We start from the raw sequence: 26,491 nt of genomic DNA, 5'->3' as shown, positions 1-26,491 counted from the left end.
TGGAGTGCGGTGGCAGAGATGCAAGGCGCAAGCCTGCATCGCCGACACCGCTTTCGTCAGCCGGACGCGCGTTCTCCGGCCTTTTCATATCCTGCCCCGCCTCGAAAGCGGCGTCGCGCCAAGGCTTGCCGCCGCACTCCAAGACGCTGGCGCGTGACAATCAAGGCCTGACCGGCCCGGAAAGCACTCACGCCACGCCGAACTCACGTTTGACGCTGGCCTGCGAATGCCTGCGTCCGGCGTTCAAGTCAGCAAGCCCGGCCTCGATCTTCTGCCGCACATAAATCTGCTGCATCACATCGTCCCATGACGCCGTCGCTGGCAGTTTGTCGATCAACCTGCGAGCCTGGGTCTTGGCGCTGACCGCTTTGGTCTTGTTCTTTATGAGTTAAAAGCGCCGGCATTAGCGCATTTCTCAAGATCACACTTCATGTGCGCTCAAACCATGGTGACCAGAAAGGATAAAGTGCGCTGAAGATGCCATGGACAGTGAAAATCAAAAACATCCATGAGAACAGCTTCAGATGTCGGCTCGGATGGGTGCCGAGAAGAATTCGACCCACAGTGATGGCACCGAAAAAGTGATATGCGATGCCTGCAATGCCAGAATAGCGGATCACTCGCACCCAAGTTGAACTGGGATCCGCATGGGCGAGAACAAAGCCGATCATCTGTGGCCCTGCAGTAATCGTTGCCCAATACACCTCCCCCATGTTTTCGAGAACCGCAGGCAACGTCGCCATGAGCAGGACGTAGCCGATCACGATAAGAGCTTTGTTCATAGCAGGTTGAATTCTGCCCGGTAAGCCCAATGCCTCACACCTTCACCCAGGTCTTCTCCTTGCTGCTTTGCAGGATGGCCTCGCAGAGTTTGACCTCGTGGTGGCCGTCGGCGGCGGTGGCGAAGAGGGGTTCGGTCTTCTTCCCGCTGGCGATGTGCTCATACACGGCGCGGTAGTGCATCTTGTGCGCGTCGCTGAAGCCTTCAGCATGGCCGCCGGGATAGTCGGTGAAGTTGGCGACGTCCTCCATGAAGCCAGGCGTGGCACGCTGGAGGATCTGGTTCGGCCCATCGCGACGGCCGACCATGATTTCGTTCGGCTGCTGCAAGTCCCAGCGGACGCTGCCCTTCGTACCGTAGATGCCGAAGCTGAGGCTGCACTTCCAGCCGGCGGCGACCTGTGAGATGCTCGCGTTCGCGTGCACACCGTCGGCGAAACCGTGTTTCGCCTTGCCGAACTTCAGCAGCACGCTGCCGAAATCCTCGGTATCGACCTTGTAATCGACCATCTTCTTCGGATCGACCTTCGCAAAGGTCTGCACCTCGCCCTTCGGACGCTTGCGGGTCTTGTGGAAGGTTTCGACGTGCGCAAAAACACTCTGCGCCTTCGATCCGAGCACGAAACTGACCGCGTCGATCCAGTGGGTGCCGATGTCGCCCACGGCACGCAGTTTGCCGCCCTCGCTGGCGAGCACGCGCCAGTTGTAGTCGGTCTCATGCAGCAGCCAGTCCTGGAAGAAATGGCCCTGCACGTGGATGATCTGGCCGAGATCGCCGCGTGCCACCATCGCGCGCATCTGCAGCACGGCGGGGAAGAAGCGGCACATGTAGTTCACCGCGAAGACGGGGCCTTTTCTGCCGCCTTTGCGCACCGCATCGACGACGAGCTGCGTTTCCTTCGTCGTCATGCCCAGCGGCTTCTCGCAGATCACGTGCTTGCCCATGTCGAGCGCCTTCAAACACTGCTCCACGTGCACTTTGTTTGGCGAGGTGATGTGCACCACGTCGATGTTCGGGCTCGCATACATCGCCTCGAAGTCGTAGTCGCCATACACCTCGGGAATGCCCCACAGCTCGCCAGTTTTGCGGGCGCTCTTGGAAGAGCCGCAGATGCCGTTCACGGTGACGCCGAGCCGTTTGAGCGCCTCGATGTGGACGGGGCCGATGAATCCTGTGCCGATGATGCCTGCGCGGAGTTGGTGAAGGGGTGTCATGAGCGCGGAGTGAAGCGGTGGCGATGCATGCGGTCAATCGCACAAAGTTTGGCACGTAGAATTGGTCCACGGGAGCGTCTTGTTCCATACTCGCGATCCCATGCCTCCGAAACCCAGTCCATTCTCCGATGCCGCCGCAGCAGCGATGCTGGACGAAGCAATGGAGCCCCTGGAGGCAGGTGATGAAAAACCGGGCGACCACATCGGCCCTTACCGGCTGGAAGAGGCGATCGGCGAGGGCGGATTCGGGATCGTTTGGCGGGCGGAGCAGCAGGAGCCGGTGAGACGCGAGGTGGCGCTGAAACTGTTGAAGCGCGGCATGGATTCGCGGCAGATCCTTGCCCGCTTCGAGCAGGAGCGGCGCATGCTGGCGGCCATGGAGCACCCGTGCATCGCCACCATGTTCGACGCGGGCGTCTCCCCTGATGGCAGGCCGTACTTCGTGATGGAAATGCTGCGCGGGCAGCCGGTCACCACGTATTGCGCGAGGCATGCGCTGCCGCTGCGCGAAAAGATCGCCCTGTTCCGTGATGTGTGCGGCGGTGTGCAGCATGCGCATCAGAAAGGGGTCATTCATCGCGACCTGAAGCCCTCCAACGTGCTGGTGATCGAAGTGGACGGGCGGCCGGTCCCCAAGATCATCGACTTCGGCATCGCCAAGGCGATCGATTCCGGCGGGGTGCCCGGCGTGACCTACATGACGCAGGCAAAGCTCATCCTCGGCACGCCGCAATACATGTCACCGGAGCAAACTTCCGACGTGAGCGCGGTGGACACCCGCAGCGACATTTACGCGCTGGGCACGCTGCTGTATGAGCTGCTCACTGGCACCCCGCCGTTCGACCCGCGCACGTTGAAGGAGAAAGGCCCGCAGTTTTTCCGGCGCATCATCCGCGAGGAGCTGCCGCGGCGTCCTTCCACCTCCTTCGCCACCCAGCATGGCGCCCCGGTGCCGGATGCCCCGCGGCCGGACGCATCGCAACTGCCGCAGGATCTCGACTGGATCACGCTCCGGGCGCTCGAAAAAGAGCCGCAGCGCCGCTACCAGAGCGCGGCGGAGTTTGCGGCCGATCTGCAGCGCTTCCTTGATGACGAGCCCGTCTCCGCGCATCCGCCCAGCACGGCTTATCTGGCCTCCCGCTGGATCAAACGTCACCGCGTGGCCTTCGCCGCGGCCTGTGTGAGCGTGCTGGCGCTCCTGGGCGGCACCGGTGTGGCGCTGTGGCAGGCCAGACGCGCGTATGAGGCGCAACGACATGCGGAGGCAGAATCCGCCCGCAGTCGCGAGACAGCCGACTTCCTCAACGGCCTGCTGGGGGAGGTCGCGGCGGAAGTGCGCAATGGCCGCAACCCCGAAGCGCTGCGTCTGGCCCTCATCAGCAGCCAAAATCGCATCAGCGAGATCAGCCAGGACCCGGAGCTTCAGATCGCGCTGATGGCACAGGTCGCCGATTTGTACGACCTGATGAGCGACCGCAAGCTCTCCATCGCAGCGTTGCGTCAGTGTGCGGAACTGGCCGCCGCCCACCACGGGCCCGACAGCGCCCCCGCACGTGCGACCGCCTTCAGGCACCTCATCATGATGGTGGATCACGGCACCCGCGTCGAGGCCGTGCCCCTGCTCGAAGAGTTGAAGACGCGGGTCGAAGACCACGAAGGACGTGGCAGCGAGGCCTGGTTCCACACCCAGGGGCTGCTGGTGCGTCTCTGGACGAAACTGCACCGCGGCAAGGACGCGGCCAGGGTTTCCGCCGAAAGCGTCGCCGAGGCCAGACGCCTCCAACTGAGCGGCAACCGCTTGCACATCATCCTCATGACTCACGCCGGCGCATTGGAGGCGGCACAAGACTTCGAAGGCGCTGAGCAGCAGATCGCCGAATGCGTGGAGCTGGCGAAAGCGTACGGCTCCCTTTCAGATCACGAGGACGAGTTTGGTGCGCGGAGCGTCGAATTGCAGACCCATCGTGGCAACCCCGCACGTGCGGCTGATCTCCAAAAAGCCGTCGTGGCTCGTTTCAGATCCCGGCCAGACAGGCAGCACGAGCTGCCGCATCAGATCATCGTCCTGGCCGAGATCGAAAACCTCGCCCGCCAGCATGCAGAGGCGGTCACCCACGCGACTGAGGCGCTCGACCTCATCCGCAGCCACAATGCCGCCACCTCTGACGGTGCGAATCATGCCGGGACGTTTCACGAAGACATGCTGAAGGCGCTGGAGGCCAAGGCTGCGGCCCTTCGTGCCCTGAAACGGCCACAGGAGGCCGTCACCACGGCTGGCGAGGCGCTCGAAATCGCCAATCAAGGCGGCAACCAGACGCTGCGCAGCCGCGCCTTGTTCGCGCTGGCCCAGGCGCACGAGGCGGCGGGCCAGTTTGACGAAAGCTGGCGCTTTCACCGTGAGCGCTACGAGCTTCATGCCACCTACAACGCGAGCTACAAAAACCGCCTCGAAGATCTCCAGGCGATGATCCATGTCCGTTTGCGCCAACAACGCCCGGCGGACGCGCTCGAACAAGCCCGTGATGGCTGGAAGCAGATCCTTGCAGAGCCTTCCTCATCACAGGAGCCCGAGTATGTGGCTGACTGGGCCAAGATCGCCCTCACCTCGTGGAATGCCTGTCGCAAGGCCGATGAAAACGCCCCGCAGCCGGACGAACTCACCGCATGGCAAGCGGCCGTCCGGCGATGAGGGTTCAGCCCTCCAGGATGTATCCGCAGGCCAGTTGCCGGAAGCGTTCCACTTGGTGTGCGGTCGTTTCCGCGTCCCAGCCCAGTTCAGACGCCATCAGCGCCGCCACACGCGGTGCGGCGGACATGCTGGCTTGGGCATTGAGCAGCAAACTGCGGCTGCGCCTTGCCAGCACATCCCCCACGGTGCGGGCCATTTCATGGCGCACGTGGAAAATGACCTCCGCGCAGGTCAGATCCAGCCGTGGGTGCACTTTCCCGGCCCATTCCGGCGCCTGGCGTGCCAGTTCCCGGATCTCCGCCGCGTCACTGCCATAAACGGCCAGCGGATCCTGCGGATCGAGCACCGTGGCGCTGCCGTGGATCATCAAATCGTGCGTCACACAGCGCCTCACGCCGATTCCTGCGATCAATTCGGCATGATCGACCACGTCCTCCGCCATGCGGCGATACGTCGTCCATTTGCCACCCGTGATCGTGATCAGGCCCGAGGCCGAAACGAGGATGGTGTGGTCGCGGGAGAGTGCCGCCGTCGATTCGGCGTTCTTCATGGCCACCAGCGGCCGCAGGCCCGCGAAAATGCTCAACACGTCGCCGGGACGCGGATCACGCGTCAGATAACGGGCCGCGTGTTTGAGGAGGAAGTCGGTTTCCTCCGGCAAGGCGCGGGGTTCGACCGTCGCATGGTCCACCGGCGTGTCCGTGGTGCCGATGATGACGCATCCATGCCAGGGGACGGCGAAGAGCACGCGCCCGTCGTCGGTCTTCGGGATCATGATCGCCGAATCACCCGGCAGAAACTCGCGCGGCAACACCAGGTGCACGCCCTGGCTGGGTGCGACGATTCTGTCCGCCTTCGCATCATCCATGTGCCGCACGTCATCGACGAACACGCCCGTGGCGTTGATCACGCACTTCGCGCGGATCTCATGCTGCCTCCCGGTTTCGACGCACTCGGCCTTGATGCCGATGACGTGGCCGTTTTCCTTCATCAAACCACGGCAGCGGGTGTGATTCAGCAACACCGCGCCGTGATTCGCTGCGGTGCGGGCGAGGTGGATGGCCAGACGGGCGTCATCGAACTGCCCGTCGTGATACACGATACCGCCATCGAGCCCCTCCGCCTCCAAGGTGGGCAGTTGATCCATGATTTCCGCCCGCGTGAGCCAGCGTGACGGCTCGAGGCCGAGCTGGCCCGCCAGCGCGTCATACATCTTCAAGCCGATGCCGTAAAACGGTCCCTCCCACCAGTGGTAGCTCGGGATCACGAACGCGAGGCTGTGCACGAGGTGCGGCGCATTCCGCACGAGCAGGCCACGTTCCCGCAGCGCCTCCAGCACCAGCGAGACATTGCCTTGCTTCAAATAACGCACGCCGCCGTGCACCAGCTTCGTGCTGCGGCTCGATGTGCCCTTCGCGAAGTCGCTCTGCTCCACCAGCACCACGGAGTGACCCCGGGAGGCCGCGTCCACGGCCGCGCCCAGCCCCGTCGCCCCGCCGCCGATGATCGCGATGTCAAAAGGACCGCTATGCGCGGCGAGCTGCGAAAGCATGCGTTCACGATTCATGCGGCGAGTGTAACAGGAACCGCCCGTTCGTCATTCGTCATTCGACATTCCGCCGCCTCCTGCTAGCCTCGACGCTCCAAACAACCCCAACCATCCCATGTCCGACATCGCACTCGCCAAAGGAGAGAAATTTCTCGAAGACAACGCCAAGAAGGAAGGCGTGAAGGTCACCGCCAGCGGCCTCCAATACAAAGTCATCACCGAAGGCACCGGCAAGAGCCCGAAGGCCACCGACACCGTCGAAGTCCACTACGAAGGCACGCTGATCGACGGCAAGGTCTTCGACAGCAGCTACAAGCGCGGCCAGACCATCGAGTTCCCGCTCAACCGCGTCATCCCCGGCTGGACCGAAGGCGTCCAGCTCATGAAGGAAGGCAGCAAGTTCCGCTTCTTCATCCCCAGCCGCCTCGCCTACGGCCCCCGTGGTGCCGGTCGCGACATCGGCCCGAATGAGGCGCTGATTTTCGACGTGGAGCTGTTCAAGGTGAAGTAAAGCGGCGCATGCCGTCGTTCAGACGGCCATGAGAGTCCTCCTTTCCCTCCTCCTTCTTTCGGCTGCGAGCCTCGGTGCGCAGCCGAATGTTATTTTGATCGTCAGCGATGATCAGGGCTATCCTGACCTCGGCTGCATCGGGTCTAAGCCGCTGATCACGCCGAACCTGGACAAACTGGCGGCGGAAGGCGTGCGCGGGACGAGTTTCTATGTGACGTGGCCGGCTTGCACGCCGTCGCGCAGCAGCATCCTGACCGGGCGCTATCCGCAGCGCAACGGGCTCTATGACATGGTGCGCAATGACATGGTGAACTTCGGCCACAAGTTCTCCGCCGAGGAGTATGCGGTGTCGCCGGAGATGACGCTGGGCCTTGATGTGCGCGAGATCACCATCGGCGACATGCTCAAGAAGGCCGGATATGCGACCGGATGCGTCGGCAAATGGGACATGGGGCAGGCGAAGCGCTTCCTGCCGCTGCAGCGCGGTTTCGATTTCTTCTACGGCCACGGCAACAACGGCATCGACTACTACACGCACGAGCGCTACGGCGTGCCGTCGCTGTTCCGCGGCAACACGCGCACGGAGGAGGACAAAGGCAAATACGTGACCGGTGTGTTCCGCCGCGAGGCGCTGTACTTCGTGAACCAGCATGCGGGAAACAAGCCATTCTTCCTCTATCTGCCGTTCAACGCTCCGCATGGGGCCTCCAGTTTCCCTGAAGACACGAAGGAAGGCGAAAAGAAGAAGGGCGAGGGTGTGCAGGCTCCGGAAAAGTACGTCGCCATGTATCGGGACACGGTGAAGGACGAGCGGCTGGCCCGCTACTGCGGTGCCGTGACGTGCATGGACGAGGCCATCGGTGCCCTGATGGAGGCGGTCGAAAAGGCCGGGCAGAGGGACAACACGCTGGTCATTTTCATGTCCGACAACGGCGGTAGCGGCAATGGCGGCAATGCCCCGCTCAAAGGCAGCAAAAGCACCATGTGGGAGGGCGGCCTGCGGGTGCCCTTCATCGCCCGCTGGCCCGGAAAACTGCCCGCCGGGAAGGCCACGGACGAGTTTCTCACCGCCCTGGAACTGGTGCCGACGCTGCTTGCCGCCTGCGGAGCCCAGGCCCCCGAGGGCGTCAAACTGGACGGTTTCGACATGCTGCCGGTGCTCCAGGGAGAAACAAAATCGTCACGGAAGGAAATGTTCTGGCAGCGCCGGAGTGACAGGGCGGCCCGTTTTGAGAACTGGAAATGGCTGGAATCGGCCAAGGGCAACGGCCTTTACGATCTGAGCACCGACCTGGGCGAAAAGAACGATCTCACGAATGAGAGACCCGAGATCGCCCGGATGATGCGCGACCGGTTTGCCCGGTGGCGGGGGGAGATGGACGCCAGCGAGCCCCGGGGCCCGTTCCGCGATTATTGAGGCGTCAAACGGCTTAAATCCCCGCCCAAGGATGCCCAAAACGCAGATTCGACACAAAAATAAATCAGGCAAACCCTGAAATGTCGTGTTAGTTGGATGGCTTCCCAGCCACATGACAGCCGCACCAGACCGCATCCAGGCTTCCATCTCCGAGTGGAAACAGATCACCGCACCGTTCCAGACTCCGTCCGTGCCACGTGCCACCTGGCAGATCGTGAACACATTGGTGCCCTATTTTGCCCTGTGGTATGCGATGTGGCGCAGCCTTGAGGTTTCCTACTGGCTGACTCTGGGCATCGCGGCGGTGGCCGGCCTGCTGCTCGTCCGCGTGTTCATCATCTTCCACGACTGCTGCCACGGGTCCTACTTCAAATCGAAGAAGGCGAACGACATTCTCGGGTTCATCACCGGCATGCTGACTTTCACCCCCTACGGCCACTGGCGCTGGCAGCACAATGTGCACCATGCGACCTCAGGCGACCTGGACCGCCGCGGCGATGGCGACATCTGGACGATGACGGTGGACGAATACGCCGCAGCCCCACGCAGCCGCCAGATCTTCTACCGCATCGTCCGCAATCCATTCGTGCTCTTCTTGCTCGGGCCTTTGGTGCTGTTCCTGGTGTATCAGCGTTTCCCCTCGCCCCGTGCCAAGGGCAAGGATCGTTCCTCCGTGATGTCGATGAACGTGGCGGTGACTCTCATGGTCGCCGGACTGTGCTGGCTGTTTGGCTGGAAGGCCTACCTCATGATGCAGCTTCCGGTCACCTTTGTGGCAGGGGCCGCCGGCATCTGGATGTTCTATGTGCAGCACCAGTATGAGGACACTTACTGGGAGCATCGGGACGATTGGGATTACACCACCGCCGCCATCTCCGGCAGCTCGTTCTACAAGCTGCCCCGCATCCTCCAGTGGTTCACCGGGAACATCGGTTTCCACCACATCCATCATCTCAGCTCCCGCATCCCGAACTACCATCTGGAACGCTGCCACTTCTCGCACCCGATGTTCCATTCGGTCAAGCCCCTGACCCTGCTCTCCAGCCTCAAGTGCATCAATCTGCGCCTGTGGGACGAGAAGAACCGCAAGCTCGTGAGCTTCCGCGAGGCGAAGAAGCTGCAGGAGCAAAAAGATGCCGAAGTCGGTCTCGCGGCGTAATCTCGTCGCGTGGCTTCCGCGATCTTCCAGCTCAACCCCGAATTCCATCCGCGCGGTGACCAGGCGCAGGCCATCGCCAAGCTGACGAAGTCGGTGCGGGCAGGAAACCGGCATCAGACACTGCTGGGCGTGACGGGGTCGGGCAAGACGTTCACGATGGCGAACGTCATCGCGGAGATGGGGCGTCCGGCTCTCGTGTTCTCGCACAACAAGACGCTCGCGGCGCAGCTCTACTCCGAGTTCAAAAACTTCTTCCCGGAGAACTCGGTCGAGTACTTCGTCAGCTACTTCGACTACTACCAGCCGGAGGCCTACATCCCGCGCACGGACACCTACATCGAGAAGGATTCGAGCATCAACGACGAGATCGAACGCCTGCGCCTCTCCAGCATGGGCGCTTTGCTCACGCGAAAGGACACCATCGTCGTCGCCAGCGTGAGCTGCATCTACGGCTTGGGCTCGCCGGAGGACTACGAGGGCATGATGGTGCCGCTGCACACCGGGAAGCAGATGACGCGCGAGGAACTGCTCACCCGGCTGGTGGACATGCTCTACGAGCGGAACGACTACCAGCTCCAACGCGGCAAGTTCCGCGCTCGCGGCGATGTGATCGAGGTGGTGCCCGCTTATCTCGAAAACGAGGCCATCCGCATCGAGTTCTTCGGCGATGAGATCGACCGCATCAGTGCCGTGGACGTGCTCACCGGCACGGTGACGACGAAGCTGACCAGCTACACGATTTTTCCGGCGAAGCAGTTCGTGACGCCCGGCGACAAGCTGCGCAAAGCTATCGTGAAGATCCGCGAGGAGCTCGATGAACGCGTGGCGTGGTTTGAGAAGGAGGGAAAGCTGCTGGAAGCCCAGCGCATCAAGATGCGCACGCAGTATGACATCGAGATGATGCAGGAGATGGGCTTCTGCCAGGGCATCGAGAACTACAGCCGCCATCTCACCGGCCGGGTGCCGGGTGCCACGCCGGGAACGCTGCTCGATTTCTTCCCGGAGCCGCCGCTGGTCTTCATCGACGAAAGCCACGCCACCATTCCGCAGATCGGCGGCATGTATGAGGGCGACAAATCGCGCAAAACCGTGCTCGTGGAGCATGGCTTCCGACTTCCCAGCGCGCTCGATAACCGCCCGCTGCGTTTTGAGGAGTTCATGGGCAAGGTGGGCCAGCTCGTCTATGTCAGCGCCACGCCTGCGCGGTTCGAGATGGAAAACAGCGTCGTCGGCAACACGAACTACATCCCGCATCAGCGCGAGCGCATCGGCCTGGAGGAGACTGTTCCCGCCGCGCTGCCTGGCAAAGCTGTGCGCGTGAGCGGCAACACGCAATCCGTCGAAAGCTTCAATGTGACGACCAAGGGCAAAGCGCTCGTCGTCGAGCAGATCATCCGCCCGACCGGGCTTCTCGATCCGATCATCACCATCAAGCCGCTGAAGGGCCAGATCGACGAAACAATCGAACTTTGCCGCCAGCGCATCGAAAAAGGCGAACGCGTTTTGGTCACGACGCTCACCAAACGCACTGCCGAGGACCTCACCGACTACCTGCGCAATCTCGAACTCAAGGTTCGCTACCTGCACAGCGACATCGACGCCATCGAGCGCGTGGAAATCCTCCGCAGCCTGCGTGCGGGCGATTGCGATGTGCTCGTTGGCATCAATCTGCTTCGCGAAGGCCTCGATCTGCCCGAAGTGAGCCTCGTTTGCATCCTCGATGCCGACAAAGAAGGCTTTCTCCGCAGCGAAACGTCGCTCATCCAGACCGCAGGCCGCGCCGCGCGTCACGTGGCTGGCGAAGTCGTGCTGTTTGCCGACATTCAGACGCAAAGCATCCAGGCTCTGACCAACATCAGCACCTATCGCCGCCGTGTACAGACGGAGCACAACGAGAAACATGGCATCACACCGCAGACCGTCCGCCGCGCGGTGCAAGAGAGCTTGCAAATTCTCGGCAAGGCCAGGGAGCTCGAAGAAAACGTCGTGAAGGAAGGCGGTGGCGACTACGCCATCACCGAAACCATCCGCGAACTCGAGCAAGAGATGGCCGAGGCCGCGATGAAGCTCGAATACGAGCGCGCGGCGCTTTTGCGAGACCAGATCCGCGAGCTGAAGAAACGAGCCGGCCTCAACACCGACGACAGTGGTGGCATCCCGCCGCGTCAGGAGGTCAAATACGGCAAGCCAAAGCGCGGTGGAAAGAGGCGCTGATCAGCACCTCGCAAACATGGAACGGAGATTTATGTTGCCGGTGTAACAGTTGTTCTGTTACACTAAAACACTTAGCTCATGCTGCCCTTTTCGATCCAGCTTCAAGACGGCACGCCTGTCTCCGACCAGATCCTGCTGGCGGTGCGGAAGGCGCTCCTCACGGGCCAGATGAAGGCGGGGGATGAATTTCCAAGCGTGCGCACGCTGAGCCAGGAGCTCAAAATCAGCCCCACCACGGCGCACAAGGTCGTCCTGCAGCTCAAAGACGCCGGATGGCTGAATTCACGGCCCGGCATCGGCATGGTCGTCACGGAGCCAGACCAGCCCGGACTCGCCGAGCGCCTCGCGCAGATCACGCCGGAGTGCCGTGCGCTGCTCAAAGAGGCCGCCGAGCTCAATCTCACGCTCAACCAAGTCATCACCCACCTCAAAAGCCTATGATCACGATTTCAGATCTTCATAAACGCTTCCGCAAAACCGAAGCCGTGGCCGGTTTGAGCCTCGAAGTGCCAGAAGGGCAGGTCACGGCCTTTTTGGGCCCGAACGGCGCAGGAAAGAGCACGACCATCAAATGCCTGCTGAACCTCCATCGGCCTGATTCCGGCTCTGCGAGCGTTTTGGGCACGGATTCGCGAAAACTCGGTCCCTCGCAGTTCACGCAGATTGGTTATGTCTCCGAAAACATGGAACTGCCACTGTGGATGAGCGTGCAGCAGTTCCTCGACTACTGCCGCCCGCTGTATCCGAACTGGGACAAGGCCTTCGAGGCCCAATTACTCACGCAATTCGACCTCCCGCTCACCACGAAGCTCAAAGACCTCTCTCGCGGCATGCGCATGAAGGCCGCGCTGCTCAGCAGCCTCGCATATCGGCCGAAACTCGTCGTGCTCGACGAACCCTTCAGCGGACTCGACCCGCTCGTGCGCGATGAATTCATCCGCGGCCTCCTCGAACTCACCGAGCAGGAAGGCTGGACCGTTTTCGTGTCCTCGCACGACATCGAAGAAGTCCAACGCCTCGCCGACCGCATCGCCATCATCAATCGCGGCAAGCTCGCGCTCGATGAAACCAGCGACAGCCTGCAAAGCCGCTTCCGCGCCATCGAGGTCGTGCTTCCCGATCAGGCCAAAGCGCCAACGAACCTACCCGCCGACTGGCTCCACGCCGAGCAGGCCGGTCGCACGCTCCGTTTCACCGCCAGCCGTTTCACGAACGACGGCTCCTTCGCCGCCGCGCTCCAGGCAGTTGTTCCAAACGCCGCGCAGCCCGAAATCCGCCCCATGAGCCTGCGTGAGATCTTCGTGGCCCTGGCCCGCGCTTACCGTCTCGAAGGAAAGTGAACACCATGCGCTCAGTCCAGCCAGTTCTCCACCCGCAGCCCCGGCACCTTCGTGAAGTCCACGAGGTTCCGCGTGAGCACCGTTGCGTTGATGGACAGGGCAATAGCAGCAATGCGCAAATCCATGGCTCCCACCTTGGACCGCAGATGCTTGAGCGAGTCGTAGATGTCCGCCGCTTGTTCTGTCCAAGGAAGAATGAGCCAGGAGTTCAGGTGAGTGACCGAGTCCTGGAGGAAACTGTAGGCTTCGATGCCCCGATCTGGCTGCTTGGTTCGTTGGATCTGTGCCAGCCTGCCTTTGAGCACTTCGGCCTCGGTAATGACACAAACAGCCCGCCAGTCATCGCTGCTCTCCAAGCGTGCTTTCAGACGCCAGCAGCCCGGCCCATCGCCTTCGAGCACCGAGTAGTGATTCGTATACAGAATGAGCATGAACAGTCCCTCATGCTTCTTCGAGTGAGGCACGGTTCATTTCATCGCGCCATTCTTCGCCCGCTTTCACTGCCTCAGCATGGAGCGGATGATTCTTCGCCCAGCCGACGGTTTGCTTCCAGGCATCCTTCTCGGGAATGCGCACGCCCATCAAGCGCAGGCGTTCGAGGATCATTTCGTTCTGCTCGGCCAGGGGGGCGTTGTTTGCAGTCAGTGTCTTCATACTGTGAAGACTGCCATACCGGCCCGAAATCAGCAATCAGGATTCCAATCCCATGAACCTCGTCCTTCATCATTTCGGCAAAGAGTTCCGGTATCTGCGGCTGCGCTGGTTCGCGTTTCTGGCGCTGCTGGGCTTTGATCTTGCGGTGAACATGGAGTGGCTGCTGCCGATGCGGGCGGGGGAGGCATCGCCGGGCTGGCTGGCGTATTTGAACGTGGTCGTGCTGCTGGTTGGGCTTTCGCTGCTGCTGTCTTGTCCTGAAGATCGACCGGGGAGTGACCGCAGCTTCATCAGCACTCGTCCCATGTCGCGGCGCGACTACTGGCTCGCCCGTGTGATGATCTGGCTGCTGCTCATCGTGCTGCCGGTCGTTTTGCAAAACGGACTCTACCTTGCGCTTTCCGCCCGGCTTTTCGCTGATGTGGTGCGGGGCATGGGAGAGCGTCTTTGCTTTGCGGCGGGTTTTACCGCGTGGCTGCTGCCCATGCTGGCCTTGTGGCAGCGGAAGGAAGTGTGGAAGCTGCTGCTGACCCTCGCGCTCACGCTGTTCGTCGCGTCGAAGTTGCTCGATGTCGCGACGGCGGATTCGGGCACGATCAGTTTTTACCAGACCTGGCCTGCTCTCGCGCTGGGGTGGGGCGTGTTTGCGTTGCTGAGCAGTGCTCTGGTCTGGCGGCACCTGGTTCATGGTTATTCGTTTGGGCGACGCCTCGCGCTGACATCGCTCGCGGGCCTGCTGGGCTTGTTGGCCGCTCGATTCGGATCGTGGGGCGATTCAGCACCGGTTTCGCAGGATGTGGCATTGGTTCAAAAACTCGCTCCACAGCTCCACACATCATTCGATCTCGCGGAAGCGCGCTTCGAAGGCGCGGAGCGGAGTTTTGGTCCGTCGCTTCGCGGAAAGTTGCCAGCGGTCACGGGCATGAAGGACGTGCATGTGGTGCTTCGTCCGCTGAGTAGTGTTTTCACCCAAGCGGGTTCATCGCGACGTGTCGAGAGTGAGGAGAATCATCCTTATCGCCCTTCCGCCTACTTCACGCCACAGTGGGAGGTCTATCGCGGTAATCAGGTGCTGAGTAGCTTCTTCCCCAAGAGCACGCTGCTCATGCCCGCTGATGAGTACATGCCCAAGTGGACGCTGAACGACCAGGCGCTCACTCCGCTGGCCGCATTTTCCGCACCGCATCCGCGCTTCGACGAGCCGCTCGGCATCGAGACCGAATTCATGGTGGACTGGTTTCAGCGGGATCGGGCGCTGGAGATGCCCGTTGTGAGCGGTGCCAGTGCGCAGTGTGATGAGGTGCACTGGAAAATCCTGCGCGTCAGTCCGGCGGAGGGACCGAAGCCTGGGGCGCTCACGCTTTTCCTGCATCAGGAATCGCGCACGCGTTGGGATGCGGAAAACGGGCTGGCGATCCTGCTGCATCTGCCAGCGCAGCGTCTCGTCAGGCTGGAACCCACAAAGCAGACGATCGTGAGCCAGCGCGGCGATCACACGGGCTGGCGTCATTCGCTGCTGGAGCTGACTTGGAGCAATCTCCTCAATCATGCCGATGGCGAACCAACCGGGGTCGATCTTGCCTCCGCACGGCTCATCATGCTGCGTAGCCGGTTTCTAGGCCAGAGCCGCACGAGCTGGAAATCGCCTGAAATTCGGCTGGCGGACATTCCTTCCAATTGGGGCAACGAACTCAACTGGAGCGAGTCCGATGTCCTTTACCGCGGACGTGAGTTGAAAGCCTTTCAGGAGCGCATGGCGACGTTGAAACCGCCCTCCGCTGACAGCAGCGAGAAGGAGGCAAGACGCTATGTCTATGATCTTTTCTCCACCGCCTCATCCACACGAGCTGTTTATACCAATGCGGCTCACGCGCAGATCACGCAGGCGTTTGAGCCGCTGGGGCGGAATCATCTGCCGCTGCTGCTGGAGCTGCGCTCTCATGCATGGCCCGGCTGGTCCAACAAGCCGCCGAACAATCTCCTCGAACGCTTTGTGATCGAGGATCAGCGTGAGGCGTTGGTCGAACGCGCCCCGAGTCACGCCATGCTGGCCGATCTGGTCTTGCGCAAAGGCTGGGCGGAGACGGCGAAGCGGCACAAGCCGCACCTCCTCGCCGCCCCCGTGCTGCCGCCAGGCGCGGAAACGCTGCTGCTGGCCTGGAAAGATGATCCTGAAGTGGCCGCAAGACTCATGAAGGAAGCCCGGCATGACTTTAACGGCGAAATCATCCGCACCCTGGACAAACAACCGGAAACACGGCCTCAGATCGAGACCGTGGTGAAGAAGGAGTTCGAGGGCACCGTGCTGCTCATGCAGTCCATGCAATCAAACCGCCGTGTGGAGCGTGCGGCGGAGTTTGGCTCCGCGGAGGCATTCGAGATCTGCCTGCGGTGGCAGGGACTCGATGGCGACGCAGGCCGTGAGGTGTCCGGCCCTCCCTATCCATACCTGCTGAATGCGGATGGCAGCGACTTTTGGCGCAAACGCCTGCCCGAGCATGAGCGGCGTCCCTTCTTCCGCCGCCTGAAGGTGAGCGATTTTGTGTATGTGCCTGAAAAACGAGCCTGGAGATTTTTGAAGCCATGACTGCCGCGCCATTCTTCACTCGTGTCATCCATCAATGCCGTGTCGAGTGGCGGCATCAGCGCTTCATGGTGCTGCTGTGGCTGCTCGTGCTCGTTCTGCGTCAGTGGCATCGCGTCATTGAGACAAAGCGCGCGTTTTCGCTCTTCGCCTATGTGAACCTGGAGCTTTGGATGCAGATCGCGCCGCTGCTCACAGGTGCCGCTGTCGTGTGGCGTTGCGTCAGCGCGGACTCGCCCTCAAACACGGAAACCTTCAGCCTCACGCGGCCTGTGGGACAGGCGGCGCTGTGGTCTGGGAAGCTGCTTTTCGTTTTCACCGCGGTGATGCTGCCGCTGCTGCTCGTGCTGAGCCAGGGCTGGCGCGGCTTTGACCTCGGCGCGGCGCAATGGACGGCCATGAGCGGCGCGGTGCTGCTCGCGGGTGGTCTGCTCTGCGCCCTGGCGGGAGGAGTGACCGCGCTGGCCGCATCCTCGCGTCAGGTGATCGCCCTGGCAGTGCTCTCGCTGGTCGGCGCGGGCGTGTGGCTGGCCATGCAGGAGAGATGGTCCGTGCCGGAGTTCATCACTGCTGAAACACAGCGCGTGCAGCTTTGCGGCAGTCTCGTCGCGGCGATCTTGGCTCTGGCAGGCCTCACAGCAGCCTGGTGGTGCGCCACGGTGCCAAGGCGGCGATTCCACGCGGCGGGTTTGCTGCTCGCAGCGCTGCTGGTTTCGACTTGGATCGCCGAGACATGGAGTACTGAGTGGCTCACGCTTCCCGAGAAGGAATACGCCAATGCCTCCAAACTCGCTTTAAAGTTCGGCAAGGCCGATCCGGCGGACAAAACGCCTGGACGCGGCCTGTGGCCCACCTTGCGCATCACCGGCCTCGGCAAGGATGAAGTCGCGACTATCCTCGAATTTGCCCCTATCCTGGAAAACAAGCCCTGGCCGCCCGAAGGCAGCCACACAGACACGCCGAGCACCGAACGCGGCTACGGCTCATGGCTGCACCACGACCACACGCGGGCGCTTTTCAAGCACCATCCCGCCACCACGCTCTGGCGCGACCAAATCCGCAACGATGCGGTGTACAATGGCCGCAAAACACTCGACGCGCTGCTGCAAAGCATGCGGCTGAAACGCGAGGACGCCATCCAGCGCCCCTGGCGGCTGCGGATCGTTGTGCATGAGATGAAACGCATCGCATCCATGCCCTACCGGCAGCTTTGGACCCAGGAAAACGCCTTTCTCATCCGTCCCGGCATGAGATTGGAGCTCAACGCCTTCGCCTGGCTGCGAGATGCGTGGGAGATGCACGGGCGTGTTCACCGCCTCGCCTCTGCCGTGCTTCCCGTCGATGCCTTCCACAATGCCACCGTGCGGAAACATGAGCTGGACGACGACTTCTTCCTCGTGCTCGAAGACAAAGAACTGCGCGAGAATGAAGCTCATACAATCGGCCTCGTCAGCCGCGAGCCACGGTATGCCATCTGGCAGGATCACAGCGGTCTCTGGCTGCATGAGGAAAATCAGGGCTTTGAAGTCCGCCTCTGGCATCCACGCGAGCAGCAGGTGATCCTCCAGCGCCCGCTCGACGAATGGATCGACCAGCAAGACGCCAGCCTCTGGCACGCCGAGGAGCGCGGCATCGTCGAGTTCGACCTCACGCCCGAGCAGATGGCCCAGGTGCTGCCGGAACCGCCGAAGAAGGATGTGAAGAAACCATAGCGTGGCTGCGGCGGCATTCACTGTTCCGATTCGATCATGCAGAGCATCAATGCGGTTCTGGGCGGGAGCTCGCGCATCCTTCGGCGTGCTCAAACCAGCACGCTCATGATGAAAACGAAACTTGTCCTTCTGCCCCTCGTTCTTGCCAGCCTGTGCCTGTCCAGTTGTGCCAGCGCCGGGCTGGAATTCCGCAACTCATTTTCAGGCCGTGTCACCCCAGGTGAACGAGTCGCCGCCGGAGCCTTCGATCTCGTCACCTTGCCGGTTCAGCTCCCGGTGATCGCCGCCATGAAGATTTCCGAGTGAGGAAAATGGCCGCAGGCTCGTTTCACCTCATCTCATGAAACGACGCACCTTCCTCCTCGCTTGTGGTTCGACCGCTTTCGCCGCCAGTGCACCATCACGACTGCGAATCGGCCAGATCGGCACGGAGCATGCGCATGCGGCGGGAAAGATGGCGGCGATGCGTTCGCTGACCGACTTGTGGGAGGTCGTTGGCGTGGCCGCGAAGGACAAAGCATACGACGGCGTGCCGTTGCTGACGGAGGAGCAACTGCTGGGAACGCCCGGCTTGAAGGCGGTGGCGGTGGAAACGCGTGTCGAAGACTCCTGCGCGACCGCGTTGCGTTGCATTCAGGCGGGCAAGCATGTGCATCTGGACAAACCAGGCGCGCTGAAGCATGACGAGTTCAAGTCGATGCGAATTGAGGCCGAAAAACGAGGCCTCACGGTGCAGATGGGCTACATGCTGCGCTACAACCCAGCGTTTGAACTGCTTTTCCAAGCCGTGCGTGAAGGCTGGCTCGGCGAGATCACTGAAATCGATGCAGCAATGGGAAAACTGGCGAACGGCAGCACGCGTGGGGCGATTCGTAAGCTCGAAGGCGGAGGGATGTTTGAGCTCGCCTGCCACATCATCGACGCGACGCTCACGATCATGGGCAAACCGGCGTCTGTGACCGGCTTTTCAACGCCAACCCAGGACGATGGCGTGAAGGACAATCAAATGGCCGTGCTGCAATACGCGAAGGCGACTGCGGTGATTCGCTGCAATCATACGGATCCGTTTGGCGGTCTGCGGCGGCGTTTCAATGTGACCGGAACCGAGGGAACCTTCGAAATCGTGCCGCTGGAGAGCGGGAAGGTGAATCTGTCACTCACGAAGGCGTGTGGAGCCTACAAGAAGGGCACGCAGTCGATCCAGCTCGACGTGCCGAAGGATCGGTATGCAGGCGAGTTCATGGATCTTGCCAAAGTGGTGCGGGGTGAAAAGAAGCTCGCCTGGGACGCGGCGCATGACATCGCCGTTCATGAGACGGTGCTGCGTGCGTCGGGTGTTTGGAAGTAGGCCGGCCGGCGCCAAGTTGGCCTGTTCCTGTGGAACAGGCTGCCTTGTTGCACGGCAACAAGGCTGCTTACTGCGTCGCGAACTTCGTCAGCAGGCCGCGTTTGCGCGTGAGGTTGAGCACACGCCCGAACAGCAGGCCGGCGAGTGTCAGATAAACCACATTCAGGCCGAAGGAGAGGCCCAGCAGGCTCCAACTCGTGGTTCCGGTGGCCATGACCTGACGCATGCCTTCAAAGATGGGCGTGGCTGGGAAGAACCAGGCGAAGGGCTGCGACCACGCGGGCATGTTTGCCACTGGATAAAACACGGCGACGAATGGCTGGATGAAGAACGGCACCGCCCAGGCCAGCGATTCGGCCGCCTGACCCCAGCGCAGGATGAGCGCCGTGGAGATCATGCCGAGCGACCAGCCGAAGATCATCAGGTTCACGAAGAAGGGCAGCAGCCACCAGTTGAGCTGGAAGACATTGAACTTGTAGCCCAGCCACGACACGAGGCCCATGACGACAAACGTCACCAGGATGCGGAGAAAGCCGACCACGTAGGTGGCGGACAGGTATTCGATGGTGCGCACCGGGGCGACGAAGACATTCAGCAGGTTGCGCGTCCACACGTCTTCCAGAAACGAGATCGCCACGCCTTGCTGGGCGCGGAAAAGAACATCCCAGAGAATCATCGCCCCCAGGAAGAAGAGCACGAAGGAGGCGAACTTTTCATCGCTGTTGTCCTGGATGAAGACGGTGACGTTCCCCCAGATGACGAGATCGACGAGCGGCCAGAACACGAGTTCGACCAGACGCATGGGTGTCCGTTGATACAGGAACAGGTAGCGCATGACGAGAGCGCTGATGACATTGAAATTCATGGGGGTGGCGTTGAGCATGAACAGAGAGCCGCCGCCATCAACCTCTCATCAGCGGCCCGGGCCGGAAACGCCCCCCGTGGATTCGGAGCTTGAAACGCGGAAGCCGACTCACTAGCCTTCGTGAAGCCTTTCCACCTCCCATGCATCACTCACGCATTCTCAATCGCCCCGCCTGTCCGGCCTGGTTGTTCGCCGGCTTCATCACTCTGCTGGCAGCCGCCTCAGGACTGGCTGCCGACACCGTCAACGGCAACCTCCTGCTGCAGGTGAAGGGCGAGCTGAACGTGTATCACAACGGCCGGAAAATCTCGCTGCGCGACAAGGCGGATGCTGATCAGCATTTCCGGGTGAAGGTGCCGGAGAAAACCTTCGCGGCTGGCGATGTGATCGTGCTGCACGTGCATTCGCCTTATGTCTATCGCGCCATATCGGCGGCGATCGACCTGGAGAAAAAGGGCGGGCAGATTCCGGTCAAAAAGCAGCACTGGCGGATCATCACCAAGCCCGTCGATCCGCGCAAAATCACCGCCACCATGCTCCAGGCCAGCCTGGAGAATCCCGATCTGGCAAAGCCGGATGGGAACGGAGAGACCGAACGCGCGAAACTGGGCATGATCTCCGCAGATGCGAACGGAAGCGACTGGGTGAAGACGCCTCGGCAACTGAACAGTTGGTACTGCATCGGCTTTGTGCTCACGCAAGAAATGCTGGCGACGAAGCTGCCGGTGAAGTGACCAGCCCGGCTGGCTGACTTATCCGTCAGTCCACGATCTCACCGTCACGGGCGATCTTGATGAACACATCCTCCAGCGTGCTGCCGCTGGAGCGCGAGACGATGTCCGCAGGCGTGCCTTCGCACACGATCTTGCCCTTGTGCAGGAAGATGACACGGTCGCAGACCTCCTCGATGTCCCGCATGTTGTGGGAGGTGTAGAGGATGCCGATGTTACGCTCGCGCTGCACCTTGCGCACGACTTTGCGCACCTTGTCCGCGATGTCAGGATCGAGCGAGGCGGTCGGCTCGTCGAGCATCAGCAGCTCGGGGTCGTTGAGGAAGGCTTTGACGAGGTTCACCCGCGTGGATTCGCCGGCGGAGAGCTGGCCGGTGACGCGCTTTTGCAGGTGCGAGATTTCGAGAAGGTCCATCAGCTCGGCGATCTTCTTCTTCGGATCGGGCACACCGTAGATCTTGGCAAAAACGAGCAGGTTCTGCCCCACGAGCAGGTTTCCCGGCAGTGCGGTGTAGGCGGAGGAAAAGTTCGAGCGCCGCAGGATGTCGATGCGGTGCTCATGCAATGACATGCCGAAGGCATTCAACTCACCCGAAGTCGGCAGCGTGAGGCCGAGCAGGCAGTTCATCGCGGTGGTTTTGCCGGCGCCATTCGCACCGAGCAGGCCCAGCACCTCGCCACGATGCAGTTTGAAGCTGAACGCATCGAGTGCCTTCACGCCATCGAACTCACGCGTGAGTTCACGGGCTTCGAGAATGACTTCGCGGGTGTCGGGGGCGGACATGCGATCAGAGGTAGTCCTGGATGGGCAGCTTGCCGTTCCAGGCGCAGATGAACATCGTACCGGGCTTCGTCGTGCTCGGGCGCAGCATCGTCTGGCCGCCGCCTTCCTCGATCATGAGCTGGCCTGCGGCGATGTCCCACAGGCTGATCTGCTCCTCGACATAAGCATCAAGACGTCCGCACGCGATGTAGGCCATGGCGAGCGCGGCGCTGCCGAGCATGCGCGTCTTGCGCACCTCGTAGGCGATGCGCTTGTAGCGCTCGAAACCAAGATCGAGCGCCTCCTTGCTCTTCGAGAAGCCCACGGTGACGACCGCTTCGGGCATCGTGGCGCGATCACTCACGGAAACCGTCTTGCCATTCAGCTTTGGCTTCTCACCACGCACGACGGTCCAGGTTTCGTTCTGGTTCGGGTCAAAGATGACGCCGATGAGCAGCTCCTTCGACTCACGCTTCCGTGCGGCGATGGAGACGCAGTAATGCGGGATGCCGAAGAAGAAATTCACCGTGCCATCGATCGGATCGACGATCCATTCGACATCGCCATTGCCACCCGTTTCGCCGCCTTCCTCGCCGAGGATCGCATGATCGGGAAAGCGGGCCAGGATCATGTCGGTGATGAGCTTCTGGCTGCGCACATCGAGCTCCAGCTTGATGTCGTGGCGCTGCATTTCGTTCACCGTCAGCTCTGAGCCGAAGTTTTCTTTGATCATCTTGCCCGCGGCGTGCGCGGCTTCGGTGGCGGTGGCGAGGAGTTCGTTCACTGGGAGGCTTGAGGGGCTGATAACTGGGTGATTTGCGCGATCAATACGCGCGCGAGCGCGGCTTTGGACTGCCTGGGGATGGGGACCGTCCGGCCGCCGGGGAGGCAGAGGGTGACTTCGTTTTCCGCACTGTCAAACCCGATGCCCGCCTGCGACACATCGTTCGCAACGATCATGTCACAGCCTTTGTGCTCCAGCTTCTCCTGTGCGTGTGCGATCAGGTTCTCCGTCTCCGCCGCAAAACCGACCAGGAAGCCCGAAAAGCCGAGTTTGGCCCGAGCTGAGCCGAGAATGTCCTCCGTGCGTTCGAGTTCGAGCGTGAGGCGCTCAGCGGACTTTTTCATTTTCTGCCCCGCCATCTGCACGGGGCGGTAATCGGCCACCGCAGCGCTGAAAATGGCCGCATCGCAGCCATTCAGGTGACTTTGCACCGCATTGAACATCTCGCGTGCAGTTTCGACGCGGATCAAAGTGATGCCTGGAGGTGCGGGAATCGTCACCGGGCCGGAAATGAGCACCACCTCGTGCCCGGCGTCGCGTGCCGCCTCGGCCAGCGCGTAACCCATGCGGCCGGAGGAGCGGTTCGACAGGAACCGTACCGGATCAATCGGCTCGCGCGTCGGGCCGGCGGTGATGAGGAAGCGCATCGCGGAGAGTCCAGAGTCTGGGATGAATGGTCAAGCGGCAGTCAGCCGCCGGGCACGGTCATGGGCCTGCCGTTGTCCTTGGGACCGAGCTTCATGAAGAAGGGCACTGCGCGCCTGGCCCAGTCATCGGCGTCTGGAAAACCGCCCGCACCTCCACCGAAGGTGCTGCGGAGCATGTCGGTGTCGATGATGCCCGGATTCATCGGAATGACAGCCACCCTGCCACCGGTATCCTGCGCCGTGGCCATGCTGAGGCCCTCGATGGCATACTTCGTCGCGCAATATGGCGCGACATCGGCCGCCGTGCAGCGTCCCCAGCCGGAGGAGAAGTTCACGATCACACCACCGCCGCGTTTCAGCATCGCAGGCAGCAAATGGCGCATCATGGCGGCCGGACCTTTGATGTTGATGTCCACGATGCGGCTGAAGTCCTCCGCGCTCGTCTCCCACAGCGGCGCATTCGCGTTGATGATCGCCGCATTGTTCAACACGAGGTCCGGCGGGCCAAATTGCTCCAGAATCGCCGCACAGAAGCCCGCGACGTCGTTTTCACGCGAAACATCGCACACGCTGAAAAAGTGCGGCTTCGTGAACTGGCGGCCCACCTCGGCCACGTGAGCCCCGTTCCGCCCGCAACCGGCGATCCGCCATCCTGCCTCCGCAAACAGCGGAACCATGGCGCGACCAAGTCCACGCGTGCAGCCGGTGATGACGACGGTTTTCATGAAGGCGTCTCTTCTTTCACCTCATCCCACGGAATCTCCGACAACTCGGCATTCGGATTGCGGCGCTCGAAGTAGTTGATGGCCCACTGGTCGCTGAAGAAGACGACCCAGCGGTTTTCGGCGTCTTGCGCCGTGGTGACACCGCTCGGGATGTCGAACTCCTCGATGCTGCTGCCGTCCTTCGTGCGGACCCAGCGCAGAACGGTGTAAGGGGCGTTTTCGAGACGGCTCTGCGCGTTGTATTCGCTTTCGAGGCGGTATTGCACGACTTCGAACTGCAGCGGACCCACAGCGCCAAGCAGCGGCACGCGTTGGCCGGCGTGCGGCTGGATGAATTGCTGCACCACACCCTCGCTGAGGAGCTGCTCCAGGCCTTCGCGGAAGCGTTTGTAGTGCGCGGTGCTGGGGTTGTGCAGGTAGGCGAAGACTTCGGGCGCGAAGCGGGGGATCTCGTCGAATTTGATCTTCGGATCGGTGGAGAGCGTGTCGCCGATGCCGAAGCCATAATTGCCGACAATGCCGACGACGTCGCCAGCGTAGGACTCGTTCACGGTCTCGCGATCCTGCGCGAAAAGCTTCTGCGAGTTGGCGAGGCGCACGGTTTTGCCGGTACGCGTGTGCACGGCCTGCATGTCACGCTCGAATTTGCCGCTGACGATGCGGATGAAGCTCATGCGGTCGCGATGACGCGGGTCCATATTGGCCTGGATTTTGAAAACGAAGCCGGAAAAGGCTTCCTGAGTCGGCTCGATGATGCGGTCGCCCACGGCCATGCGCGGTGCGGGTGGCGGCGCGAGGTCGAGGAAGCCATCTAGGAGCAACTGGACGCCAAAGTTGTTGCTGGCACTGCCGAAAAACACCGGCGTGAGCTCGCCACGGTCGATCTTTTTGCGGTCGTAGGCATGGCCGGCTCCTTCGAGCATCTCGATCTCCATCTTTGCCTGCTCCAGCGCATCACTGGCGATGTGTTTGGCGACAAAGTCGTCATCGAGTCCGCCGACCTTTTCGGGGGCGCGGTAGGCACCGTGGGCGGTGCGTTCAAAGAGGTGCACATCCTTGCTGATGCGGTCATAGACACCGCGGAACTGCTGGCCGAGGCCGAGCGGCCAGTTGATGGCGCAGGCGCCGATGCCGAGCACTGTTTCCAGCTCGTCGAGCAGCGTCAAAGGCTCGCGGGCAGGCCGGTCGAGCTTGTTCATGAAGGTGAAGATCGGCACGCCGCGGCGGCGGCAGACCTCGAAGAGCTTCCGCGTCTGCGCCTCGATACCTTTACCGGCATCGATCACCATGATCGCGGCATCCACAGCGGTGAGCACGCGGTAGGTGTCCTCGGAGAAGTCCTTGTGGCCCGGTGTGTCGAGCAGGTTCACGATGCTGTCCTTGTATTCAAACTGCAGCACGGTGGAGCTCACGGAAATGCCGCGCTGCTTTTCGAGCTCCATCCAGTCGGAGGTCGTCGCCCGCTGATTTTTGCGAGCGGTCACGGAGCCCGCGAGCGCGACGGCGCCGCCGTAGAGCAGGAGCTTTTCGGTGAGCGTCGTTTTACCGGCGTCCGGGTGCGAGATGATCGCGAAGGAGCGGCGGCGGGCGATTTGGGCTTCGTTGGGCATGAGAGGGCGATGTTCATGCCTCAGGGGGAGGGGGGGTTCAAATGACGAAACCAGAATTCCGATCCATTCAGTTTAGAACCGATGCGGCACAAAGCGGCTGCTGTTGGCGGTGATGCGTGAGGCGTCTTCGCGAATGCCGATGCCCGCTGGCTCGCCGCCGATGATCCAGGAGCCGATGACGGGGTGGTTGCCGTCGAAGGTTACCTCGGGATGGAGCGCCTGATAGACCTTGGGTTGTGAAGCCCAGGGGCCGTCGCTTTGCTCCACCAAGCCGCTGTTTTCGACGATGCGCACATTCGTGCCCTCGCGGCCAAAGAACGGCTTTTCGACGTGGCCGCTTCTGAATCCATCCGCGGAGAAACTGGCGCGAAGGAGATTCGGGTGACCATCGAACATCTCCCACAGCAGGACGAGGAAGGCCTTGTTGCTCCAGAGCATCTTCCAAACGGGCTCGATGAAGCGGCTGCACCGACCGGGCAGATGACAGGCGAAGTCCTCCGCCCACATCCACTCCCACGGATAGAGCTTGAAGAGGCACTCGATGGCCCGGTCTTCATGATCGACAAATCGATGCCATCCCGCATGCCAGCCGAGATCCTCCACCGCGAAGTCCACCGTGCTCTTGCCCGCCTGACGACAGGTATCCATCAGATAAAGCAGTGTGCGCCAGTCCTCTTCGGCATCGCGTTGGGCGCAGAAATGGATTTGTTTGGCCGGCCATGACGGCCAGGAGGCGAGCAGCTGCTCGTGGATGGAATTGAACTGATCCGACTGTGGATGCACCTGCAGCAGCCACTGCCACTGGATGACGGAGGCTTCGAGCAGGCCGGTGGGGGTGTCGGCGTTGTATTCGAGCAGCTTGGGGTCGCCAGATCCATCCCACATGAGGTCAAAGCGGCCGTAGAGCGAAAGATCATCGCGCTCCCAGGACTGGATGATCTCCCTCCATGCCGCTTCCGAGATGGCGAGGCGGTCCCGCCAGCCATCGCGGATGGCACGTTCGGCCGCGGCGATGCTCATGCGCTGCAGTTCGGCCGTGGCGCTTTCGAGTTTCGCGATTTCGCTGCTGGAAAAGCGATAGTGGGCGGATTCGTCCCAATAGAGCTGACCGTCGATGGTATGGTAGCTCAGGCCGAGGGCCTCCACCTGCGACTGCCAGTCGGCACGAGGGTTTTCGGTGACGCGTTGCACGAT

The 26,491-nt window shown here is 61.7% G+C and carries 25 protein-coding genes; 12 read left to right on the top strand and 13 right to left on the bottom strand.

All coding sequences use genetic code 11. The features are described 5' to 3' along the window. Window positions 1-187 precede the first annotated feature (187 nt). From IAE77_RS05205 to IAE77_RS05195, 3 genes are all read right to left on the bottom strand, one after another. Window positions 188-337, bottom strand: a complete 150-nt coding sequence (locus tag IAE77_RS05205) for a hypothetical protein (protein ID WP_294222861.1) — start codon at window positions 335-337, stop codon at window positions 188-190. A gap of 91 nt (window positions 338-428) precedes the next feature. Then, entirely contained in the window at window positions 429-782 is a 354-nt protein-coding gene (locus IAE77_RS05200) for a hypothetical protein (protein WP_294222859.1), read from the bottom strand. A gap of 34 nt (window positions 783-816) precedes the next feature. Then, on the bottom strand, window positions 817-1,995 hold the full coding sequence (locus tag IAE77_RS05195; protein ID WP_294222857.1) for a Gfo/Idh/MocA family oxidoreductase: 1,179 nt from the start codon (window positions 1,993-1,995) through the stop codon (window positions 817-819). A 100-nt stretch (window positions 1,996-2,095) separates the two neighbouring features. On the opposite strand from IAE77_RS05195, the gene IAE77_RS05190 reads away from it, so the two are divergent. Beyond that, window positions 2,096-4,684: a serine/threonine-protein kinase gene (locus IAE77_RS05190; protein ID WP_294222855.1), complete on the top strand. Its 2,589-nt coding sequence runs from the start codon at window positions 2,096-2,098 to the stop codon at window positions 4,682-4,684. A 4-nt stretch (window positions 4,685-4,688) separates the two neighbouring features. Here IAE77_RS05190 and IAE77_RS05185 read toward each other — a convergent pair whose 3' ends face one another. Further along, window positions 4,689-6,251 (bottom strand): glycerol-3-phosphate dehydrogenase/oxidase, encoded by a 1,563-nt coding sequence (locus IAE77_RS05185; protein ID WP_294222853.1) that lies wholly within the window; start codon window positions 6,249-6,251, stop codon window positions 4,689-4,691. 97 nt (window positions 6,252-6,348) lie between these two features. Here IAE77_RS05185 and IAE77_RS05180 point away from each other — a divergent pair, with 97 nt between their 5' ends. From IAE77_RS05180 to IAE77_RS05155, 6 genes are all read left to right on the top strand, one after another. Continuing rightward, window positions 6,349-6,744, top strand: coding sequence for an FKBP-type peptidyl-prolyl cis-trans isomerase (locus IAE77_RS05180; RefSeq protein WP_294222851.1), 396 nt, complete (start codon window positions 6,349-6,351; stop codon window positions 6,742-6,744). Window positions 6,745-6,772: 28 nt separating this feature from the next. Then, window positions 6,773-8,161 carry a sulfatase-like hydrolase/transferase gene (locus IAE77_RS05175; protein WP_294222849.1) on the top strand — a complete coding sequence of 463 codons (1,389 nt, stop codon included), beginning with the start codon at window positions 6,773-6,775 and terminating at the stop codon, window positions 8,159-8,161. Window positions 8,162-8,273: 112 nt separating this feature from the next. Further along, window positions 8,274-9,320 carry a fatty acid desaturase gene (locus IAE77_RS05170; protein ID WP_294222847.1) on the top strand — a complete coding sequence of 349 codons (1,047 nt, stop codon included), beginning with the start codon at window positions 8,274-8,276 and terminating at the stop codon, window positions 9,318-9,320. A gap of 9 nt (window positions 9,321-9,329) precedes the next feature. Then, the gene (locus IAE77_RS05165) at window positions 9,330-11,534 is read left to right on the top strand and encodes an excinuclease ABC subunit UvrB (RefSeq protein ID WP_294222845.1); all 2,205 of its coding nucleotides are present in this window, start codon (window positions 9,330-9,332) and stop codon (window positions 11,532-11,534) included. Window positions 11,535-11,612: 78 nt separating this feature from the next. Further along, window positions 11,613-11,975, top strand: coding sequence for a GntR family transcriptional regulator (locus tag IAE77_RS05160; RefSeq protein WP_294222842.1), 363 nt, complete (start codon window positions 11,613-11,615; stop codon window positions 11,973-11,975). Beyond that, on the top strand, window positions 11,972-12,874 hold the full coding sequence (locus IAE77_RS05155) for an ABC transporter ATP-binding protein (RefSeq protein ID WP_294222839.1): 903 nt from the start codon (window positions 11,972-11,974) through the stop codon (window positions 12,872-12,874). Before IAE77_RS05160 ends, IAE77_RS05155 begins: the two co-directional genes overlap by 4 nt. 11 nt (window positions 12,875-12,885) lie before the next feature. Here IAE77_RS05155 and IAE77_RS05150 read toward each other — a convergent pair whose 3' ends face one another. Continuing rightward, window positions 12,886-13,305: a type II toxin-antitoxin system VapC family toxin gene (locus IAE77_RS05150; RefSeq protein WP_294222836.1), complete on the bottom strand. Its 420-nt coding sequence runs from the start codon at window positions 13,303-13,305 to the stop codon at window positions 12,886-12,888. 10 nt (window positions 13,306-13,315) lie between these two features. Then, entirely contained in the window at window positions 13,316-13,528 is a 213-nt protein-coding gene (locus tag IAE77_RS05145) for a hypothetical protein (RefSeq protein ID WP_294222833.1), read from the bottom strand. 52 nt (window positions 13,529-13,580) lie between these two features. On the opposite strand from IAE77_RS05145, the gene IAE77_RS05140 reads away from it, so the two are divergent. The 4 genes from IAE77_RS05140 (at window position 13,581) to IAE77_RS05125 (ending at window position 19,172) form a co-directional block, all read left to right on the top strand. After that, window positions 13,581-16,115, top strand: a complete 2,535-nt coding sequence (locus tag IAE77_RS05140) for a hypothetical protein (protein WP_294222830.1) — start codon at window positions 13,581-13,583, stop codon at window positions 16,113-16,115. Beyond that, entirely contained in the window at window positions 16,112-17,824 is a 1,713-nt protein-coding gene (locus tag IAE77_RS05135) for a hypothetical protein (protein WP_294222828.1), read from the top strand. The genes IAE77_RS05140 and IAE77_RS05135 overlap by 4 nt, the downstream gene beginning before the upstream one ends. 105 nt (window positions 17,825-17,929) lie before the next feature. Then, window positions 17,930-18,130: a hypothetical protein gene (locus IAE77_RS05130; RefSeq protein ID WP_294222824.1), complete on the top strand. Its 201-nt coding sequence runs from the start codon at window positions 17,930-17,932 to the stop codon at window positions 18,128-18,130. Window positions 18,131-18,164: 34 nt separating this feature from the next. Continuing rightward, window positions 18,165-19,172, top strand: a complete 1,008-nt coding sequence (locus IAE77_RS05125) for a Gfo/Idh/MocA family oxidoreductase (protein WP_294222820.1) — start codon at window positions 18,165-18,167, stop codon at window positions 19,170-19,172. A 67-nt stretch (window positions 19,173-19,239) separates the two neighbouring features. Here IAE77_RS05125 and IAE77_RS05120 read toward each other — a convergent pair whose 3' ends face one another. Next, window positions 19,240-20,037 carry an ABC transporter permease gene (locus IAE77_RS05120; RefSeq protein ID WP_294222816.1) on the bottom strand — a complete coding sequence of 266 codons (798 nt, stop codon included), beginning with the start codon at window positions 20,035-20,037 and terminating at the stop codon, window positions 19,240-19,242. A 140-nt stretch (window positions 20,038-20,177) separates the two neighbouring features. On the opposite strand from IAE77_RS05120, the gene IAE77_RS05115 reads away from it, so the two are divergent. Next, a complete protein-coding gene (locus IAE77_RS05115) occupies window positions 20,178-20,771 on the top strand; it encodes a hypothetical protein (RefSeq protein WP_294222813.1) in 594 nt (197 codons plus the stop codon). A gap of 25 nt (window positions 20,772-20,796) precedes the next feature. On the opposite strand, the gene IAE77_RS05110 is transcribed toward IAE77_RS05115, so the two are convergent. The 6 genes from IAE77_RS05110 to IAE77_RS05085 all read right to left on the bottom strand — a co-directional run bounded on the left by IAE77_RS05110 (window position 20,797) and on the right by IAE77_RS05085 (window position 26,488). Next, window positions 20,797-21,552 carry an ABC transporter ATP-binding protein gene (locus IAE77_RS05110; protein WP_294222810.1) on the bottom strand — a complete coding sequence of 252 codons (756 nt, stop codon included), beginning with the start codon at window positions 21,550-21,552 and terminating at the stop codon, window positions 20,797-20,799. 4 nt (window positions 21,553-21,556) lie between these two features. Beyond that, on the bottom strand, window positions 21,557-22,315 hold the full coding sequence (locus tag IAE77_RS05105; RefSeq protein WP_294222808.1) for an inositol monophosphatase family protein: 759 nt from the start codon (window positions 22,313-22,315) through the stop codon (window positions 21,557-21,559). Beyond that, window positions 22,312-22,962 carry a phosphopantothenoylcysteine decarboxylase gene (locus IAE77_RS05100; protein ID WP_294222805.1) on the bottom strand — a complete coding sequence of 217 codons (651 nt, stop codon included), beginning with the start codon at window positions 22,960-22,962 and terminating at the stop codon, window positions 22,312-22,314. The genes IAE77_RS05105 and IAE77_RS05100 overlap by 4 nt, the downstream gene beginning before the upstream one ends. A 41-nt stretch (window positions 22,963-23,003) precedes the next feature. Continuing rightward, a complete protein-coding gene (locus IAE77_RS05095) occupies window positions 23,004-23,687 on the bottom strand; it encodes an SDR family oxidoreductase (protein ID WP_294222803.1) in 684 nt (227 codons plus the stop codon). Beyond that, complete coding sequence (locus tag IAE77_RS05090) at window positions 23,684-25,297, bottom strand: peptide chain release factor 3 (protein WP_294222801.1); 1,614 nt, start codon at window positions 25,295-25,297, stop codon at window positions 23,684-23,686. Before IAE77_RS05090 ends, IAE77_RS05095 begins: the two co-directional genes overlap by 4 nt. A 72-nt stretch (window positions 25,298-25,369) precedes the next feature. Then, window positions 25,370-26,488 carry a glutathionylspermidine synthase family protein gene (locus IAE77_RS05085; RefSeq protein WP_294222799.1) on the bottom strand — a complete coding sequence of 373 codons (1,119 nt, stop codon included), beginning with the start codon at window positions 26,486-26,488 and terminating at the stop codon, window positions 25,370-25,372. Window positions 26,489-26,491 lie beyond the last annotated feature (3 nt).

The sequence above is a fragment of the Prosthecobacter sp. genome, from assembly GCF_014879935.1.
In the GTDB taxonomy this organism is placed as follows: Bacteria; Verrucomicrobiota; Verrucomicrobiia; order Verrucomicrobiales; family Verrucomicrobiaceae; genus Prosthecobacter.
This window is presented reverse-complemented; position numbering and strand designations above follow the sequence as displayed.